This window comes from Streptomyces sp. NPDC006193 (assembly GCF_040613915.1).
Taxonomy (GTDB): Bacteria; Actinomycetota; Actinomycetes; order Streptomycetales; family Streptomycetaceae; genus Streptomyces.
This window is the reverse complement of sequence record NZ_JBEXTB010000029.1, coordinates 1-17,119: the sequence shown is the minus strand read 5'-3', so window position 1 is coordinate 17,119 and position 17,119 is coordinate 1. Positions and strand designations below refer to the sequence as shown.

The 17,119-nt window shown below is 73.4% G+C and carries 13 protein-coding genes and 1 pseudogene; 10 read left to right on the top strand and 4 right to left on the bottom strand.

The features are described 5' to 3' along the window. Positions 1-2: 2 nt before the first annotated feature. Both ABZ261_RS23410 and ABZ261_RS23405 read left to right on the top strand, forming a co-directional pair. Positions 3-557, top strand: coding sequence for a toxin-antitoxin system, toxin component (locus ABZ261_RS23410; protein ID WP_356862182.1), 555 nt, complete (start codon positions 3-5; stop codon positions 555-557). A gap of 192 nt (positions 558-749) precedes the next feature. Then, entirely contained in the window at positions 750-977 is a 228-nt protein-coding gene (locus ABZ261_RS23405; protein WP_356862180.1) for a hypothetical protein, read from the top strand. A 95-nt stretch (positions 978-1,072) separates the two neighbouring features. Here ABZ261_RS23405 and ABZ261_RS23400 read toward each other — a convergent pair whose 3' ends face one another. Next, positions 1,073-1,759, bottom strand: coding sequence for a 4'-phosphopantetheinyl transferase superfamily protein (locus ABZ261_RS23400; protein WP_356862178.1), 687 nt, complete (start codon positions 1,757-1,759; stop codon positions 1,073-1,075). Continuing rightward, a complete protein-coding gene (locus ABZ261_RS23395; RefSeq protein ID WP_356862176.1) occupies positions 1,707-2,612 on the bottom strand; it encodes a metallophosphoesterase in 906 nt (301 codons plus the stop codon). The genes ABZ261_RS23400 and ABZ261_RS23395 overlap by 53 nt, the downstream gene beginning before the upstream one ends. Positions 2,613-3,144: 532 nt before the next feature. Between ABZ261_RS23395 and ABZ261_RS23390 the strand changes: the two genes are divergently transcribed. Next, the gene (locus ABZ261_RS23390) at positions 3,145-4,266 is read left to right on the top strand and encodes an ATP-grasp domain-containing protein (protein WP_356862174.1); all 1,122 of its coding nucleotides are present in this window, start codon (positions 3,145-3,147) and stop codon (positions 4,264-4,266) included. Between the two features lie 192 nt (positions 4,267-4,458). Further along, positions 4,459-6,144: a carbohydrate binding domain-containing protein gene (locus ABZ261_RS23385; RefSeq protein ID WP_356862172.1), complete on the top strand. Its 1,686-nt coding sequence runs from the start codon at positions 4,459-4,461 to the stop codon at positions 6,142-6,144. 72 nt (positions 6,145-6,216) lie between these two features. Here the strand turns inward: ABZ261_RS23385 and ABZ261_RS23380 are convergent, their stop codons facing one another. Beyond that, complete coding sequence (locus ABZ261_RS23380) at positions 6,217-7,554, bottom strand: 6-phospho-beta-glucosidase (RefSeq protein ID WP_356862170.1); 1,338 nt, start codon at positions 7,552-7,554, stop codon at positions 6,217-6,219. A 434-nt stretch (positions 7,555-7,988) separates the two neighbouring features. Here ABZ261_RS23380 and ABZ261_RS23375 point away from each other — a divergent pair, with 434 nt between their 5' ends. After that, positions 7,989-9,383, top strand: a complete 1,395-nt coding sequence (locus ABZ261_RS23375) for a glycoside hydrolase family 16 protein (RefSeq protein ID WP_356862168.1) — start codon at positions 7,989-7,991, stop codon at positions 9,381-9,383. A 170-nt stretch (positions 9,384-9,553) separates the two neighbouring features. On the opposite strand, the gene ABZ261_RS23370 is transcribed toward ABZ261_RS23375, so the two are convergent. After that, positions 9,554-10,480: an AraC family transcriptional regulator gene (locus ABZ261_RS23370; protein WP_356862166.1), complete on the bottom strand. Its 927-nt coding sequence runs from the start codon at positions 10,478-10,480 to the stop codon at positions 9,554-9,556. A 146-nt stretch (positions 10,481-10,626) separates the two neighbouring features. Between ABZ261_RS23370 and tkt the strand changes: the two genes are divergently transcribed. The 5 genes and pseudogenes from tkt to ABZ261_RS23345 all read left to right on the top strand — a co-directional run. Further along, a complete protein-coding gene (gene tkt / locus ABZ261_RS23365) occupies positions 10,627-12,702 on the top strand; it encodes a transketolase (RefSeq protein ID WP_356862164.1) in 2,076 nt (691 codons plus the stop codon). 24 nt (positions 12,703-12,726) lie between these two features. Continuing rightward, positions 12,727-13,896: a transaldolase gene (gene tal, locus ABZ261_RS23360; protein WP_356862162.1), complete on the top strand. Its 1,170-nt coding sequence runs from the start codon at positions 12,727-12,729 to the stop codon at positions 13,894-13,896. After that, positions 13,893-15,476: a glucose-6-phosphate dehydrogenase gene (gene zwf, locus ABZ261_RS23355; RefSeq protein ID WP_356862160.1), complete on the top strand. Its 1,584-nt coding sequence runs from the start codon at positions 13,893-13,895 to the stop codon at positions 15,474-15,476. Before tal ends, zwf begins: the two co-directional genes overlap by 4 nt. Further along, positions 15,473-16,399 (top strand): glucose-6-phosphate dehydrogenase assembly protein OpcA, encoded by a 927-nt coding sequence (gene opcA / locus ABZ261_RS23350; RefSeq protein WP_356862158.1) that lies wholly within the window; start codon positions 15,473-15,475, stop codon positions 16,397-16,399. The genes zwf and opcA overlap by 4 nt, the downstream gene beginning before the upstream one ends. 1 nt (position 16,400) lies before the next feature. After that, a pseudogene (locus ABZ261_RS23345) lies at positions 16,401-17,119 on the top strand (glucose-6-phosphate isomerase); the annotation flags it as partial.

The window sequence follows — 17,119 nt, the reverse complement described above, 5'->3', positions numbered from 1 at the left end:
CCGTGGGCATCGGCAGGGACATGCGCCGGCTGTGCGGCGAACTGCTGGGCGGGCTGACCCTGCCCGTCCCCGCGCCGCCGGACGACCTGTACCACGCGCTGTGCGAGGCGATGAGCCGCCGCCGGGGCCGGCCGGTGCACTTCCGCACGGCCGTCTTCCCGCCGGGCACGGCCAGCGGACTGTGGCTGGACCTGACCGACCGGGACGTCGTCGTGGTGGAGGAACGCACCGCGCCCGGGCACCAGTTGGTGATCCTGGGCCATGAGCTGTGGCACATGCAGGCCGACCACTGCGGGCACGTGGACGGCGCCGGCGCCGCCACCCGGCTGCTGCGCGGCGAGACCGACCAGGCGGCGCTGCAGGCGGCGGTGCAGCGGGTCGCGGCCCGCACCCGCTTCGACCTGTCCGAGGAGCGGGACGCCGAGACCTTCGGCCTGCTCCTGGCCAGCAAGTGCCGCACGCTCATGGCCGGTTCGGCGCTGCGCGGTCCCGTGCAGCGGGACCGGGTGGCCGGCCGCATCGAGGCCTCCCTGGGCTATCCGGGCCTCCAGGGCTGACATTCACCGCCACCGGACGGGCTCCGTGCCGGCCACCGCCCCGGCGGCGCCGTCGCCCTGCGCGCCGCACGCCTCCGGCCGGGGCGGGGGTGGCGGGCGCCGCCCCGAGGGCGTTGTCAGTGGTGGGCGGCAAGCTGGTCGCATGCGCTTCAGTGCGCCCGACCGTGACGCCTACTCGGGGAGAGCCGACCGATGCCCACCGCCGTACCGACCGACCGGGAGCGCACCGCCGTGCAGGCCTACCTGCGGCTGCTGCACACGGTGCGCGCCGCCTTCGACGGGCCGCCGGACGGCGGACGGCCCGCCGTGGTCCCGCCCGCCGTGCTCGCCGAGGCGGAGCGGGCACTGGCGGGGGCGGGACTCGCCGGCAACGAGGAGAAGTTCTTCCGGCTCCTGCGCGACTGGTGCCCACGCGCCTGAGCGGCCCGGCGGGTCCGGCCGCCACCGGCCGCGGGCGACCGGGTGACGGCGGCCGTACGGCGTCCCGCCGCGGCGCAGGGAAGGGTGACGGCCCGTCACGCGGCAGGGTGCGGGACGACCACGGAGGTGGCCACCACTCCGTCCCGCACGGCCCACCGGCCCTCGAACGTCTGCAGCCGCCTGCCGCCGACCAGCGGCCCGGGCACCAGGAGGCGGGCGCGCAGCGTGCCGTGGGGCCCGTCGGCCGGGTCCCGGTCCAGGGTGATGTCGGCCTCGGAGAAGTCCAGCCACATGCGCGTGAGCGGATACCACGCCTTGTAGACGGACTCCTTGGCGCTGAACAGGATCCGGTCCCAGTGCACGGCCGGCCACCGCTCGGCCAGCCGCACCAGCCGCGCGGCCTCCGCGGGCAGGAGGACGGAGGGGGCGACGCCGTCCGGGAGCGGCCCGTGGGGTTCGGCGTCGATGCCGAGGGAGGCGAGGTCGGTGGCGCGGACCAGGGCCGCGGCGCAGTAGCCGTCGCAGTGGGTCATGCTGCCGAGCAGGCCGGCCGGCCAGCGCGGAGCGCCCCGCTCGCCGCTGAGGACCGGCTGCGGCGGTACGCCGAGCTTCTCCATGGCGCGCCGGGCGCAGCCCCGTACGGCGGTGAACTCGCGGCGGCGCTTGGTCACCGCGCGGGCGACCAGCGCCTCCTCCGAGGGGTAGAGCGGGGACTCCCACAACGGGTCGTCAGCGTGTGCCTCCACGGCCACGACCGACGCCGGGAGCAGCTCCTCCATCACCTGCTTCGACCTCCATCGGCAGGATGCGGCGCAGCCGCCCCGGGGGGTGCGGGCGCTTGCGCCATTCGCGGGGGTATCCGACGGAGACCTCCATGAAGCGGACTCCGTCGTGCCAGGTGGTGCGGGGGACGTGCAGATGGCCGTAGACCATCGTGGCGACCCGGAACCGGCGGTGCCAGTCGGCGGTCAGCTCCGTGCCGCACCACATGGCGAACTCGGGGTGCCACAGGATCTCGGTGGGGTGCCGGTCCAGCGGGTAGTGGCCGGCCAGGACGGTCGGGAGGTCGCCCGGCAGCTCGGCGAGCCGGCGCGCGGTCTCGGCGACCCGGGCCCGGCACCACGCCTCGCGGGTGGGGTAGGGGTCGGGGTGCAGCAGGAACTCGTCGTTGCAGACGATGCCGGTGCTCTGCGCGTAGGCCAGGCCCTCGGCCTTGGTGGCGCAGCCGGCCGGCAGGAACGAGTAGTCGTACAGCAGGAACAGCGGGGCGACGACGACCGGGCCGCCGGGGCCGCGCCACACCGGGTAGTCGTCCTCGGGGGTCACCACGCCCAGTTCCCGGCACACCTCGACCAGGTGCTCGTAGCGGGCGACGCCGCGCAGGGTGACCTCGTCGCGCGGGTGGGTCCACAGCTCGTGGTTGCCGGGCGCCCACAGCACCTTGCGGAAGCGGCTCGCGAGCGTGCCGAGGGCCCAGCGGATGTCGGCGACGGTCTCCGCGACGTCACCGGCCACGATCAGCCAGTCCTCGTCGCTGTGCGGGCGCATGTCCTCGACCAGGGCGCGGTTCTCCGGATAGCCGATGTGCAGGTCGCTGATGGCCAGCAGCTGTCCGGTCCCGGCCGTCGACTCCACTGCGCGCACTCCTTCCGGTCCGCCGACGGCACCACAAGAACACATGCACGGGGCGGCGGACAAGGGATACCCGAGATGTCACGGTACGGGCGGCGGGAGCCGACCCTGCCGTGCGCCGCGCCGCCGCCCGGCGGGCGCGCCGCCGGACACGGGTGCGGACGGACGGGTGTGCGGGCGACGGAGGCGGGCGCGGACGTGCGTGCGGGCGACAGCGGCGGGTGCGGAAGGGGGTGCCTTCATCACCCGGCCGGGTGATGCCGGCCGGTGGGCGCGGTCGACCGCGGCCGGCCCGTGACGCCCGTGCCACGGCGTCGGACCGGGCCGTCTTCCGGCGGGGCCGGCGGCACCCCGCGACGCCCCGGAATCCGTGACGCGCGCGGTGCACCGGGGGGCTCCCGCAGGCCGTATGATCGCCCCGACACCAGCGCCCATGATTCCCCCCTTCGCACAGGGGTGTTTGGTGACCCTTCCTCCCACCTGCCCGGGCACGGGCCGCTCCGTCCTGCCCGCACACCCCCGAAAGGCGGCCTGCATGCTCTCTCGCGTACGCGTCTGGCTCAACCGCACGTACGCGGAGAACGTGTTCTTCATGGAACAGCTGCGGAGAAATCCCAGCGACCGCGCGGTGGAGATCCATGCCACGCACGGCGACCCCGACTCCCCGGTGCTCGCCGCGGCCGACACCGCAGACCTGGAGCCGGAGGGCCTGTCCCCGGCCGCGTACGTCGAGTACGCCCTCGACCAGTGCGTGCGGCGCGGCATCGACGTCTTCGTGCCCCGGCTGCACCAGGCGGCGATCGTGGCGCACCGGGCCGAGTTCGCGGCGGCCGGTACGGCGCTGCTGGCGCCGACGCGCGAGGCGGTGGCCGTGTTCGAGGACAAGGCGACCGCGTACGAGGCGGTCCGTTCGGTGGGCGTGCCGGTGCCGCCCTGGCGGCGCGTCCGGACGGCCGACGAATTGGTGTCCGCCGTGGAGGAGTTGGAGGTGGCGGGGCACCGGGCGTGTTTCAAGCCCGCCTCCGGCGCGGGCGGGGCCGGCTTCCGGGTGCTCACCCGGTCGCCCTTCTCGCTCGCGCACCTGGACGGCTTCCCGGGCCCGTACGTCCAGCTCGACCTGGTCGTCGAGGCGCTGCGGCGGGCCGGGGAGCCGGTGAACTGGCTGGTGATGCCGCGTCTGGAGCAGCCGGAGGTGTCCGTCGACTGCCTGACCGGGCCGGACAACCGGCTGCGGCTCGCGGTGGGCCGCACCAAGAACGGCCGCCGCCGCGGTTTCACGCTGGACGAGCGCTGGCTGGAACCGGCCCGGCTGATCGCGGAGGGCTTCGGACTGCACCACCTGTCCAACATCCAGTTCCGCATGCTCGGCGACCGCCCGGTGCTGCTCGATGTCAACACGCGCCCCGCCGGGGGGCTGCACCAGCTCTCGCTCTGCGGGTTGAACGCACCGTGGGCCGCTGTGCGGCTGGCGCTGGGCGAGGACCCCGGAGTGATCGTCCCGCCGTTCCTCGGACAGGACTACACGGTGGTGTCGGGGCCGCGTCCGCTGCTGCCCGGAGGGCTCGGGCGGCAGCGGGTGGAGCCCGCCGAGGTGCTGCTGCCGGCCGTTCCCGCCCAGGCCCCCTCGGCGGACGCCGCCCAGGCGCTGCCGCTGTAGGCCGCCGCCGGCGCGGGCGTCCGGCCCGGCCGCACCGCTTCCCGCGCCCCCTTCGAGGGCGCTCCCGCTCACCGGTATGGACCAATTCTGTTCTGCTTCTTGACAGCCGGATTGGTCCATACCAAATTCGTCGGCGCACCTCCTTCCGCACCCCCTGCACTCTCAACACCCCCACCCCCACAGGGAGATCGTGTGCGCAACACATTCGGGCGCTCCAGACGCCGGCTTCTCGCCCTCCTCGGTTCCGCGGCCCTCGCGCTCGGCGGGGCCGTCGCCCTCCCCGGTTCGGCCCAGGCGGCCGACCTGCTCTCCAACCCCGGCTTCGAGTCGGGCGGCCTGTCCCCCTGGACCTGCACCGGCGGCCTCGGCTCGGTCGTCTCCTCCCCCGTGCACAGCGGCGCCAAGGCCCTGCAGGGCGCGGTGACGTCGAGCGACAACGCGCAGTGCAGCCAGACGGTCGCGGTCCAGCCCAACACGACGTACAGCCTGAGCGGCTGGGTGCGCGGCAACTACGTGTACCTCGGCGTGGACGGCGGGGCCTCCACCTGGACCTCGTCCCCGTCGGCGTACAGCCGGCTCAGCGTCTCCTTCACCACCGGCGCCTCGCAGACCCGCGCCACCGTCTACGTGCACGGCTGGTACGGCCAGGGCGCCTATCAGGCCGACGACATCGCCCTGGACGGCCCGGGCGGCGGCTCGGGCGGGGACACCCAGGCCCCCACCGCGCCCAGCGGACTCACCTCCACCGGCCGGACGTCCACGAGCGTGTCGCTGAAGTGGAACGCCGCCACGGACGACACGGGCGTCACCGGGTACGACGTGTACAGCGGCTCGAACCGGCTGCTCACCGTCTCCGGCACCTCCGCCACGGTCAGCGGGCTCTCCCCCAGCACCAGTTACACCTTCAGCGTCCGGGCGCGGGACGCGGCCGGGAACACCTCGCCCGCCTCCGGATCCGTCACGGTGACGACCGAGGCGGGCACCGGCGGCGACACCGGCTTCAAGCAGGCCGCGCCGTACCTGTTCGAGGGCTGGGGCGATCCGCCGAACCCGGCCACGGTGATGAGCGCGACCGGCGTCAAGTGGTTCACCATGGCGTTCGTGCTGGACTCCGGGGGCTGCACCCCGGCCTGGGACGGCAGCCGGGCGCTGACCGGCGGCGTGGACCAGACGGCGATCAACCAGATCCGGTCCGCGGGCGGTGACGTCGTCCCGTCGTTCGGCGGCTGGTCGGGCAGCAAGCTCGGCGCCAACTGCTCCTCCGCGAGCGCGCTCGCCGGGGCGATACAGAAGGTGGTCGACGCCTACGGGCTGAAGGCCGTCGACTTCGACATCGAGAACACCGACGAGTTCGAGAACGAGGCCGTCCAGGCGAAGATCCTCACCGCGCTGAAGACGGTCAAGGCCGCCAACCCCGGTCTGAAGACCATCGTCACCTTCGGCACGTCCACCACCGGGCCGTCGTACTACGGCAACCGGCTCATCGAGCAGGCGCAGGCGATCGGCGCGAACATCGACGTGTTCACCATCATGCCGTTCGACTTCGGCGGCGGCTCGGACATGTACGGCAGCACCGTCAACGCCGCCGAGGGGCTGAAGAACAAGCTGAAGTCCACCTTCGGCTGGGACGACGCCACGGCCTACGCGCACATCGGCATCTCCGGCATGAACGGCCTGTCCGACCAGCAGGAGAACACCACCCCGGCGATCTGGACGCAGATCCGCGACTGGGCGAACGGCCACCACATCGCGCGGCTGGCGTTCTGGGCCGTCAACCGCGACCGGCCCTGCCCGGGCGGCGGCGTGGTGAGCAACTGCTCCGGCATCAGCCAGAACACCTGGCAGTTCACCTCGATCACGGCCGGGTTCACCGGCTGACCCGCCGGCGCCGTACGGCGGAGGGCCGCCCGGCCGGGCGGCCCTCCGTGCGCGTCGATCGGCCGGGAACGGTCAGGCGAGGTAGGCCAGGGCCGGGTGGACCTCGGTGTAGCGGTCGACCAGCCTGCGCGCCACGGTGACCGAGTCCACCAGCGGGTGCAGCGCGAACGCCTTCACCGCGCTCGCCCGCGAACCGGACTCGGCGGCGGCCAGCACCTCCCGCTCGACGGCCTTGACCGAGCAGACCAGGCCGGTGGCGTGTGCGGGCAGCGGGTCGGCGGACAGCGGATGGGCGCCGCTCGCGTCCACCAGGCAGGGGACCTCGACGACCGCGTCCGCGTCGAGCACGGACAGCGTGGAGCGGTTGCGGACGTTGAGGATGAGGGTGGCGCGCTCGTCGCGGGCGACGGCCCGCATCAGGGCGAGCGCCACCTTCTCGTACCCGCCGGACAGGTCGTCGGCCTCGCGCTCGCCCGCCCCGGCGCTCTCCCGGTTCTCGGCCATGTACGTCGCCTCGCGTTCGGCGCGGGTGCGCTCCCAGGCGAGCAGGGCGGAGGCGTGGGGGTCGCCCGCCTCCGCGTAGAACCGGGCCTGCTGGTCGCGCAGGAAGGCGCCGCGGGTCTTCCCGGCCTCCTGGTAGGCGCGGACCGTCTCCCGGTTGAAGTAGTAGTAGTGCAGGTACTCGTTGGGGACGGCGCCGAGCGACCGCAGCCAGTCGGCGCCGAACAGCCGGCCCTCCTCGAAGGAGCCGAGCAGCGCCGGGTCGGCGAGCAGGCGCGGCAGTTCGTCGCGCCCGGCGACGCGCAGCCCGCGCACCCAGCCGAGGTGGTTGAGGCCGACGTAGTCGACGAAGGCCTCGGCGGGGTCGGCGCCGAGGACCCGGGCGATGCGGCGGCCGAGGCCGACCGGCGAGTCGCAGATGCCGATGACGCGGTCGCCGAGGTGACGGGACATGGCCTCGGTGACCAGGCCGGCCGGGTTGGTGAAGTTGATGACCCAGGCGTCCGGGGCCAGCCTGGCCACGCGCCGCGCGATGTCCACGGCGACGGGGACGGTCCGCAGGCCGTAGGCGATCCCGCCCGCGCCGACCGTCTCCTGGCCGAGCACGCCCTCCGCGAGCGCCACCCGTTCGTCCTGCGCGCGCCCCTCCAGGCCGCCGACCCGGATCGCGGAGAAGACGAAGTCCGCGCCGCGCAGCGCCTCGTCCAGGCCGGTGGTGGCGGTCACCGCGGGCGCGCCGGGGACACCGGCGGCCTGTTCCGCCAGGACGCGGGTCACCGCCCGCAGCCGGCGGTCGTCGAGGTCGTGCAGGACGACCTCGGTGACCCGTCCCTCGCCCCGGTCGGCCAGCAGTGCCCCGTACACGAGCGGCACCCGGAATCCGCCGCCGCCCAGAATCGTCAGCTTCACGCCCGCACCCTTCCCGCAACTCCCGCCGCGGCCGCCTCGGCCCGGCCCCGCAGTGGCCATCCCCTGCCGGCCCACCAGGGTACGGAGCCGGACGCCGCCCGGAGCGGAACGCCGGCGACAGGAGCGGACGGCGGCGGACGGGAGCGGGCGGGCGGGAGCGGGCGGGCGGGAAGAGGCGGGCGGAACGGCGGCCGAGAGCGGGCGGGCGTGCGGACCGCCGGGGCGGTGGGCGGCTCGGCGCGCGCCGGGCTCGGACCGGTTCGGACCGCTTCAGTCGGCGAACTCGCCTGCGGGCAGCGGACTTTCCTTGCTTCAACTCTTGACGACCGGGAGAGCGGGGAGCACATTGGCGGGCACCGCTGAGAGCGCTCTCATACGGCTTGGGAGCGCTCTCACGAGTACTCCCGCACCCACTCCGTACCGAGAGGCTCCCCATGAGCGCTTCCTCCGGCACATCCAGACCCCGCCCCCTGCGGCGCGCGCTCGTCGCCATGGCCGCGACGCTCGGCCTGGCCGCCGCGGTCGCCACGGCCGCCACCGCGCCCGCCCGCGCCTCCGCGCCCACGCCCCCCACGGGCTGGACGCAGGTCTTCCTGGACGACTTCGAGGGCGCGGCGGGCTCCGGCGTCAACACCGCCAACTGGATCTACGACACGGGCACGTCCTACCCCGGCGGCGCCGCCAACTGGGGCACCGGCGAGGTCGAGACGATGACGTCGAGCACCAGCAACGTCTCGCTGGACGGCAGCGGCAACCTGCGCATCACCCCGCGCCGGGACGCCGCCGGCAACTGGACCTCCGGCCGGATCGAGACCGTCCGCACCGACTTCCAGCCCCCGGCGGGCGGAAAGCTGCGGGTGCAGGCCCGGATCCAGCTGCCGAACGTCACCGGCGCCGCAGCCAAGGGCTACTGGCCGGCGTTCTGGATGCTGGGCGCGCCGTTCCGCGGCAACTACTGGAACTGGCCCGGCGTCGGCGAGCTGGACATCATGGAGAACGTCCAGGGCCTGAACACCGACTGGGCCACCATCCACTGCGGCACCAACCCGGGCGGCCCGTGCAACGAGACCACCGGCATCGGCGGCTCCACCGCGTGCACCGGCACCACCTGCCAGGCCGGCTTCCACACGTACGCGATGGAGTGGGACCGCTCGACCGCCACCGAGGAGATCCGCTTCTACCTGGACGGCGTCAACTTCCACACGGTGCGCGCCAACCAGGTCGACGCCACGACGTGGGCGAACGCCACCAACCACGGCTACTTCATCATCCTCAACGTCGCGATGGGCGGCGGGTTCCCGGGCGCGTTCGGCGGCGGCCCGGACAGCGGCACCGAGCCGGGCCACCCGATGGTCGTCGACTACGTGCAGGTCCTGCGCTCCTCGGACGGCGGCACCACTCCCCCGCCGCCCGGCAACCGGGACGCCTACAGCGCCATCCAGGCCGAGTCCTACGACGGCCAGTCCGGCGTCGGCACCGAGACGACGACGGACTCGGGCGGCGGGCAGAACATCGCGCAGCTCGCGAACGGCGACTGGGCGCTGTACAAGGGCGTCGACTTCGGTTCCAGCGCGGCGAGGCAGTTCTACGCGCGGGTCGCCAGCGGCGCCGCGAACGGCGTCAGCGGCCTGGTCGAGGTGCGTCTGGACAGCCGCGGCAACGCGCCCGTCGGCAGTTTCGCCGTGGGCAACACGGGCGGCTGGCAGTCGTGGCGGACGGTGCCGGCCAACATCGGCGCGGTGACCGGCACCCATGACGTCTACCTGACCTTCACCAGCGGTCAGCCGGCCGACTTCGTGAACGTGAACTGGTTCGACTTCGGGCACTGACCCGCGAACCGTGCGCGCGTCCCCGGCGGGGTGCACCGCCGGGGACGCGTGCGTCCGCGGCCCGTCGCCGCGCTCCGCGCCCGCCGCGTCCCGCACGTCCCCCGCGGCTCGACCGGGGTGTTCACCGGCCCCGGCGTCCGCCGGCGTCCCGTCGCCCCGGCGCGGCGGCCTCAGGGGCGCAGCTCCGCGCGGAACGCGACCGGGGTCCGGCCGGTGTGCAGCTGGAAGAACTTGGAGAAGTTCGCCGCGTCGGGGAAGCCCACGGCCGCCCCGACGCGGCCGATCGGCAGGTCCGTGTGGGCGAGGAGGCGCTTGGCCTCCAGGACGACGCGCTTGTCGATGAATCCCTTGGGGGTCTCCCCGGTGGCCGCGCGGACGGCGCGGACGAGGGTGCGGCGGGAGTAACCGAGGCCGTCGGCGTAGGCGCTGACGCTGTGGTTGACGGCGAAGCCCCGTTCGACGGCCTCCCTGAAGCGCGTGAACGTGGTGTCGGTCTGCTGCCGTGAGACCTGTGCCGAGCTGGCCGCGAGGTGCGCGAGGCGCAGCAGGAAGGCGGTCAGGGTGTGCCGCAGCACGGCCGTGTGCAGGCTGAGCGGGAGCGTCGCGGTGTCCTCGTACTCCCGCCGCAGCTGGTCGAGGGCCGCCTGGAGCGGGCCGAGCCGGGCCGGACCGGGGCGCAGGAGGGGCGGGAGGTCGTAGCGGTACAGGCCGGCGGCCTCGACGGTGGCGGGGGGCAGAAAGCCGGGCTGCATGGTCAGGACGGTTCCGCGGTACACGGACTCACGGGAGAAGCGGTGCACCTGCCCGGGGCGGATCCACAGCAGGTCACCGGCCGTCGCCTCGTGTTCGGTGAAGTCGATCATGTGCCGGACCGGGCCGTCGGTGAAGAGCATGACCACATGGAAGTCGATGCGGTGGACGCGGTGCAGCGGGGCCTCGGCGTGCCATGCGCGGTCGGGACCCAGGGGACCGATCTGCATGCCGACGCCACCGGCGGCCGGGTCGGCCGGGAAGGGAAGGGTTCTGATCCGGTCGCGGTCCGTCGTGCCGTCGTCGCCGGTGTCACCGGCGGCGGCTTGCTGTGTTTCGTCGGTCATGTCCTCTTCGTGCCGTTCCTGTCGTGCGCCCGGTGTCCCAGATTCACCACAGGCTGACACACCCCGACCTTCCCCCGAAAAAGTCAGACTTTTAAGTTTGAACGCGCTCGGCCAGCCATCCCGCACGGAACGAGGATCTCCTGAAGATGACCACGCAGATGTCCGAGGGCTTGGAGTGGACCGAACTGGACCGGCGGGCGGTGGACACGGCCAGGCTGCTCGCGGCCGACGCGGTGGAGAAGGCCGGCAACGGCCACCCGGGCACCGCGATGAGCCTGGCGCCCGCCGCGTACACGCTGTTCCAGAAGGTGATGCGCCATGACCCGGCCGACCCGGAGTGGGCCGGCCGCGACCGTTTCGTGCTGTCGCCCGGCCACACCTCGCTGACCCTCTACACCCAGCTCTACCTCGCGGGGTACGAGCTGGAGCTGGACGATCTGAAGGCGTTCCGCACGTACCGCTCGAAGACGCCGGGCCACCCCGAGTACGGGCACACGGCGGGCGTGGAGACCACCACGGGACCCCTCGGGCAGGGCGTCGCCAACGCCGTCGGCATGGCGATGGCGGCCCGCTACGAGCGCGGCCTGTTCGACCCCGGCGCCCCCGAGGGCGCCTCCCCGTTCGACCACACCGTCTGGGCGATCGTCTCCGACGGCGACCTGCAGGAGGGCGTCTCCGCCGAGGCGTCCTCGCTGGCCGGCCACCAGAAGCTCGGCAACCTGGTGCTGCTCTACGACGACAACCACATCTCCATCGAGGGCGACACCGCGACCGCGTTCTCCGAGGACGTGCTGAAGCGGTACGAGGCCTACGGCTGGCACACCCAGCGCGTCGAGCCCGCCGCCGACGGCGACATCGACGTCCCGGCCCTCCACCGCGCCCTCACGGCCGCCCGGGCGGAGACCGGGCGGCCGTCCGTCGTCGCGCTGCGCACGGTCATCGCCTGGCCCGCCCCCGACGCGCGGAACACCGCGGCCGCCCACGGCGCCGCGCTCGGTGAGGAGGAGGTCGCCGCCACCAAGCGCGTCCTCGGCTTCGACCCCGGGCGCAGCTTCCAGGTCGAGGACGAGGTGCTCCGGCACACCCGCCGGGCCCTGGACCGGGGCGCCGAGGCGCACGCCGCCTGGGACAAGCGGATCGCCGAGTGGCGGACCGCCCGGCCCGAGCGGGCCGGGCTGTTCGACCGGATCAGCAAGGGCGAGCTGCCGGAGGGCTGGGAGGACGCGCTGCCCGTCTTCGCGGAGGGCGAGCGGGTCGCCACCCGGGCGGCCTCCGGCAAGGTGCTGCAGGCGCTCGGCGCGGTGATCCCCGAGCTGTGGGGCGGCTCCGCCGACCTCGCCGGGTCGAACAACACGACGATCGACAAGAACAGCTCCTTCCTGCCCGAGGGCAACCCGCTGCCGGAGGCCGACCCGTACGGCCGCACCGTCCACTTCGGCATCCGCGAGTTCTCCATGGCCGCGGAGCTGAACGGCATCGCCCTGCACGGCAACACCCGTGTCCACGGCGGCACGTTCCTGACCTTCTCCGACTACATGCGCAACGCCGTCCGCATGTCCGCGCTGATGCAGCTGCCGGTGACGTACGTGTGGACGCACGACTCCATCGGTCTGGGCGAGGACGGCCCGACCCACCAGCCGGTGGAGCACCTGGCCTCGCTGCGCGCGATCCCGGGTCTGAACGTCGTGCGCCCGGCGGACGCCAACGAGACCGCGGTCGCCTGGGCCGAGATCCTGAGGAGGCACGCCACCAACCCGGCCCCGCACGGCCTCGCGCTCACCCGCCAGGGTGTGCCGGTGCACGCGCCGGACCAGGACGCGGCCAGGGGCGGCTACGTGCTGCGCGCCTCCTCGACCGAGGTCCCGGAGGTGATCGTCATCGCCACGGGTTCCGAGGTGGAGCCGGCCCTGGCCGCGCGGGAACTGCTGGAGGCCGAGGGGATCGGCACGCGGGTGGTGTCGATGCCGTGCGTGGAGTGGTTCGAGGAGCAGCCGCGCGCCTACCGCGAGCGGGTGCTGCCGCCGGCCGTGAAGGCCCGTGTCGCCGTGGAGGCCGGCATCGGCCTGACCTGGCACCGGTACGTCGGCGACGCCGGGCGCATCGTCTCCCTCGAGCGCTTCGGCGCCTCCGCGGACGCGAAGACCCTGTTCGCCGAGTTCGGCTTCACCCCCGAGAACGTCGCCGCGGCGGCCCGCGAGTCGCTCGCCGCCGCGCGCGCCTGACACCGACGCACACCCACAAGAGAGATGAGCACAGTGACCGAAGCAACCGCGACCCCGGGCGCCCTCAAGCGCCTCGCCGACGAGGGCGTGTCCGTCTGGCTGGACGACCTGTCCCGCGAGCGGATCACCTCGGGCGGTCTCGCCCGACTGGTGGCGAACGCAGGCGCCGTCGGTGTCACCACCAACCCGTCGATCTTCCAGGCGGCCATCGGCTCCGGTGAGGGCTACGAGGAGCAGCTCGCCGACCTCGCCGTGCGGGGCGTCACGGTCGACGAGGCCGTACGGATGCTGACCACCGCCGACGTGCGCGACGCCGCAGACGTCCTGCGGCCCGTGTACGACGCGACGGGCGGGCGCGACGGCCGGGTCTCCATCGAGGTCGACCCCCGCCTCGCCCACCGCACCGAGGCGACGGTCGCCGAGGCCAGGCAGCTCGCCTGGCTGGTCGACCGGCCCAACGTGATGATCAAGATTCCGGCGACCAGGGCGGGCCTGCCGGCGATCACCGAGGTCGTCGGCAGCGGCATCAGCGTGAACGTGACCCTGATCTTCTCCCTGGCGCGCTACCGGGAGGTGATGGACGCCTACCTGGCCGGCCTGGAGAAGGCGCGTGAGCGGGGCGTCGACCTGTCCACCGTCCACTCGGTGGCGTCGTTCTTCGTCTCCCGGGTGGACACCGAGATCGACAAGCGGTTGACGGCCCTCGGCACCGACGAGGCGCTCGCCCTCAAGGGCCGCGCGGCCCTCGCCAACGCCCGCCTCGCCTACCAGGCGTACGAGGAGGTGTTCGGCTCGGCCGACGGCGCGACGCCGCCCTGCGGCCGCTGGAGCGCGCTGAAGGAGGCGGGCGCGCACGAGCAGCGTCCGCTGTGGGCGTCCACCGGTGTGAAGGACCCGGCCTACAAGGACACGCTGTACGTGGACGAGCTGGTCGCGCCGAACACGGTCAACACCATGCCGGAGGCCACGCTGAACGCCGTCGCCGACCACGGTGAGATCACCGGTGACACGGTGACCGGCGGCTACGCGCGGGCCCGCGCCGACCTGGACGCCGTCGAACGGCTCGGCATCTCCTACGACGAGGTCGTCCGTCAGCTGGAGGACGAGGGGGTCGCCAAGTTCGAGGCGGCCTGGCAGGAACTGCTGGACGCCGTCACCGCGTCCCTGAAGAGCAAGGGAGTTGACGCCCGATGACCGACGACGCACCCGCCCAGGCGCCCCGGGAGGTGCGGGTCCCGGTGACCCCCGCGGCCGACTGGGTCAATCCGCTGCGGGACGCCCGCGACCGCCGTCTGCCGCGCATCGCCGGGCCGTCCGGCCTGGTCATCTTCGGGGTGACCGGCGACCTGTCCCGCAAGAAGCTGATGCCGGCGGTGTACGACCTCGCCAACCGCGGTCTGCTGCCGCCGGGCTTCTCCCTGGTCGGGTTCGCCCGCCGGGACTGGGAGGACCAGGACTTCGCCCAGGTGGTGCACGACGCGGTGCGCGAGCACGCGCGCACCCCGTTCCGGGAGGAGGTGTGGCAGCAGCTCGCCGAGGGCATGCGGTTCATCCCCGGCGACTTCGATGACGACACCGCGTTCAAGCAGCTCAAGGACGCCGTGGACGAGCTGGACGCCTCCCGCGGCACCGGCGGCAACTTCGCCTTCTACCTCTCGGTGCCGCCGAAGTTCTTCCCGAAGGTCGTCCAGCAGCTGAAGAAGCACGGCCTGGCCGCCCCGCCGCAGGGCTCCTGGCGGCGCGCGGTCATCGAGAAGCCGTTCGGGCACGACCTGGCCAGCGCCTGCGAGCTGAACGCCATCGTGCACGACGTGTTCGAGCCGGACCAGGTGTTCCGCATCGACCACTACCTCGGCAAGGAGACCGTCCAGAACATCCTCGCCCTGCGCTTCGCCAACCAGATGTACGAGCCGGTCTGGAACCGGTCGTACGTCGACCATGTGCAGATCACCATGGCCGAGGACATCGGCATAGGCGGCCGGGCCGGCTACTACGACGGCATCGGCGCGGCCCGCGACGTCATCCAGAACCACCTGCTGCAGCTGATGGCGCTCACCGCCATGGAGGAGCCGATCGCGTTCGACGCGGAGGCGCTGCTCACCGAGAAGCTGAAGGTGCTGAAGTCGGTGCGGCTCCCGGAGGACCTCGGCCGGCACACCGTGCGCGGCCAGTACGCGGCCGGCTGGCAGGGCGGCGAGAAGGTGGCCGGCTACCTGGAGGAGGAGGGCATCGACCCTAACTCGAGGACCGACACCTACGCGGCGGTCAAGCTGGAGATCGACAACCGCCGCTGGGCGGGCGTCCCCTTCTACCTGCGCACCGGCAAGCGCCTGGGCCGCCGCGTCACCGAGATCGCGGTGGTCTTCAAGCGGGCCCCGCACTCCCCGTTCGACTCCACCGCCACCGAGGAGCTGGGCTCGAACGCGATCGTCGTCCGCGTCCAGCCCGACGAGGGCATGACCGTCCGGTTCGGCTCCAAGGTGCCGGGCACCTCGATGGAGATCCGGGACGTGTCCATGGACTTCGCCTACGGCGAGTCGTTCACCGAGTCGAGCCCGGAGGCGTACGAGCGGCTCATCCTGGACGTGCTGCTCGGCGACGCCAACCTGTTCCCCCGCCACCAGGAGGTGGAGGAGTCCTGGAAGATCCTCGACCCGATCGAGGAGTACTGGGCGGCGCACGGCAGGCCCGCGCAGTACGCGTCGGGGAGCTGGGGACCGAGGGAAGCCGACGAGATGCTCGCACGAGACGGACGGAGCTGGCGCAGGCCATGAAGATCGACCTGACCGACACCACGGCAAGCAAGATCAACAAGGCGTTGGTGCAGGGCCGGCGCGCCATCGGCACACCGGCCGTGGGCATGGTCCTGACGATGGTCATCGTCACGGACGAGGAGAACGCCTACGACGCGCTCAAGGCCGCCGAGGAGGCCTCGCACGAGCACCCCTCGCGCACCCTGGTCGTCATCAAGCGGCACGCCCGCACCCCGCGCGACCGCACCCGGTCGCGGCTGGACGCCGAGGTGCGGGTCGGCTCCGAGGCGGGCACCGGCGAGACGGTCGTCCTGCGCACCTACGGCGAGGTGTCCGACCACGCCGACTCGGTCGTGCTGCCGCTGCTGCTGCCGGACGCACCGGTGGTCGTCTGGTGGCCGGTGAACGCGCCCGACAACCCCTCCAAGGACCCGCTGGGCGCACTGGCCCAGCGCCGGATCACCGACCTGTACGCCGTCGAGCGGCCCCTGGAGGTGCTGGAGAGCCGGGCGCGCACCTACGCGCCCGGCGACACCGACCTCGCCTGGACCCGGCTCACCCCGTGGCGCTCGATGCTGGCCGCCGCACTGGACCAGGCCCGGGCGGAGGTGACCTCGGCGGCCGTCGAGGCCGAGGCGGAGAACCCCAGCGCCGAGCTGCTGGCCCGCTGGCTTCAGGCCCGCCTGGACGTGCCCGTGGACCGTGTGGTCAGCGAGGGCCCCGTCGTCACGGCCGTGCGGCTCGGCACCGGGAACGGGGAGATCGTCATCGACCGCCCCGAAGGCCCCCTCGCCTCGCTGACCCTGCCGGGCCAGCCGCCGCGCACCCTCGCCCTGAAGGTCCGTCCCACCTCCGAACTCATCGCCGAGGAGCTGCGCCGCCTCGACGCCGACGAGATGTACGCCGTCGCCCTGCGGGGCGAGGCCGCCAAGGAGCACGCCTGAGATGGCAGAGTCCCAGTACCCGAAGCTCACCGACCGGCCCGAGTGGGCCGCCCTGGCCGACCACCGCGCCGCGGGACAGCCGCACCTGCGCGAGCTGTTCGCCGCCGACCCGGGCCGCGCCGAGCGGTACGTGGTGCGGGTCGGTGACCTGCACATCGACTACTCGAAGCATCTGGTCACCGATGAGACGCTGCGGCTGCTGCGCGGGCTGGCCGCGGCGGCGGACGTGTTCGGTCTGCGGGACGCGATGTTCCGCGGGGAGCGGATCAACGTCACCGAGGACCGGGCCGTGCTGCACACCGCGCTGCGCGCGCCGCGGGAGGCGGTGGTGGAGGTGGACGGCGAGAACGTGGTGCCGAAGGTGCACGCGGTGCTGGACCGGATGGCCGTGTTCGCCGAGCGGGTCCGCTCCGGCGCGTGGACCGGGCACACCGGCCGGCCCGTCCGCAACGTCGTCAACATCGGCATCGGCGGCTCCGACCTGGGTCCGGCGATGGCCTACGAGGCACTGCGCCCCTACACCGCGCGGGAGCTGACGGTTCGTTTCGTGTCGAACGTGGACGGCGCGGATCTGCACGAGGCCGTCCGGGACCTGGACCCGGCCGAGACGCTGTTCGTGGTGGCCTCCAAGACGTTCACCACGATCGAGACGATCACCAACGCGACCTCGGCGCGCGCCTGGCTGCTCAACGCCTTCGACGGCGACGAGGCGGCGGTGGC

Excerpts from the sequence above, each read along its gene's own strand:
- ABZ261_RS23390 (WP_356862174.1), top strand. The coding sequence starts at position 3,145 with ATGCTCTCTCGCGTACGCGTCTGGCTCAACCGCACGTACGCGGAGAAC.
- ABZ261_RS23405 (WP_356862180.1), top strand. The coding sequence starts at position 750 with ATGCCCACCGCCGTACCGACCGACCGGGAGCGCACCGCCGTGCAGGCC.
- ABZ261_RS23370 (WP_356862166.1), bottom strand. The coding sequence starts at position 10,480 with ATGACCGACGAAACACAGCAAGCCGCCGCCGGTGACACCGGCGACGAC.
- zwf (WP_356862160.1), top strand. The coding sequence starts at position 13,893 with ATGACCGACGACGCACCCGCCCAGGCGCCCCGGGAGGTGCGGGTCCCG.
- tkt (WP_356862164.1), top strand. The coding sequence starts at position 10,627 with ATGACCACGCAGATGTCCGAGGGCTTGGAGTGGACCGAACTGGACCGG.
- tal (WP_356862162.1), top strand. The coding sequence starts at position 12,727 with ATGAGCACAGTGACCGAAGCAACCGCGACCCCGGGCGCCCTCAAGCGC.
- opcA (WP_356862158.1), top strand. The coding sequence starts at position 15,473 with ATGAAGATCGACCTGACCGACACCACGGCAAGCAAGATCAACAAGGCG.
- ABZ261_RS23375 (WP_356862168.1), top strand. The coding sequence starts at position 7,989 with ATGAGCGCTTCCTCCGGCACATCCAGACCCCGCCCCCTGCGGCGCGCG.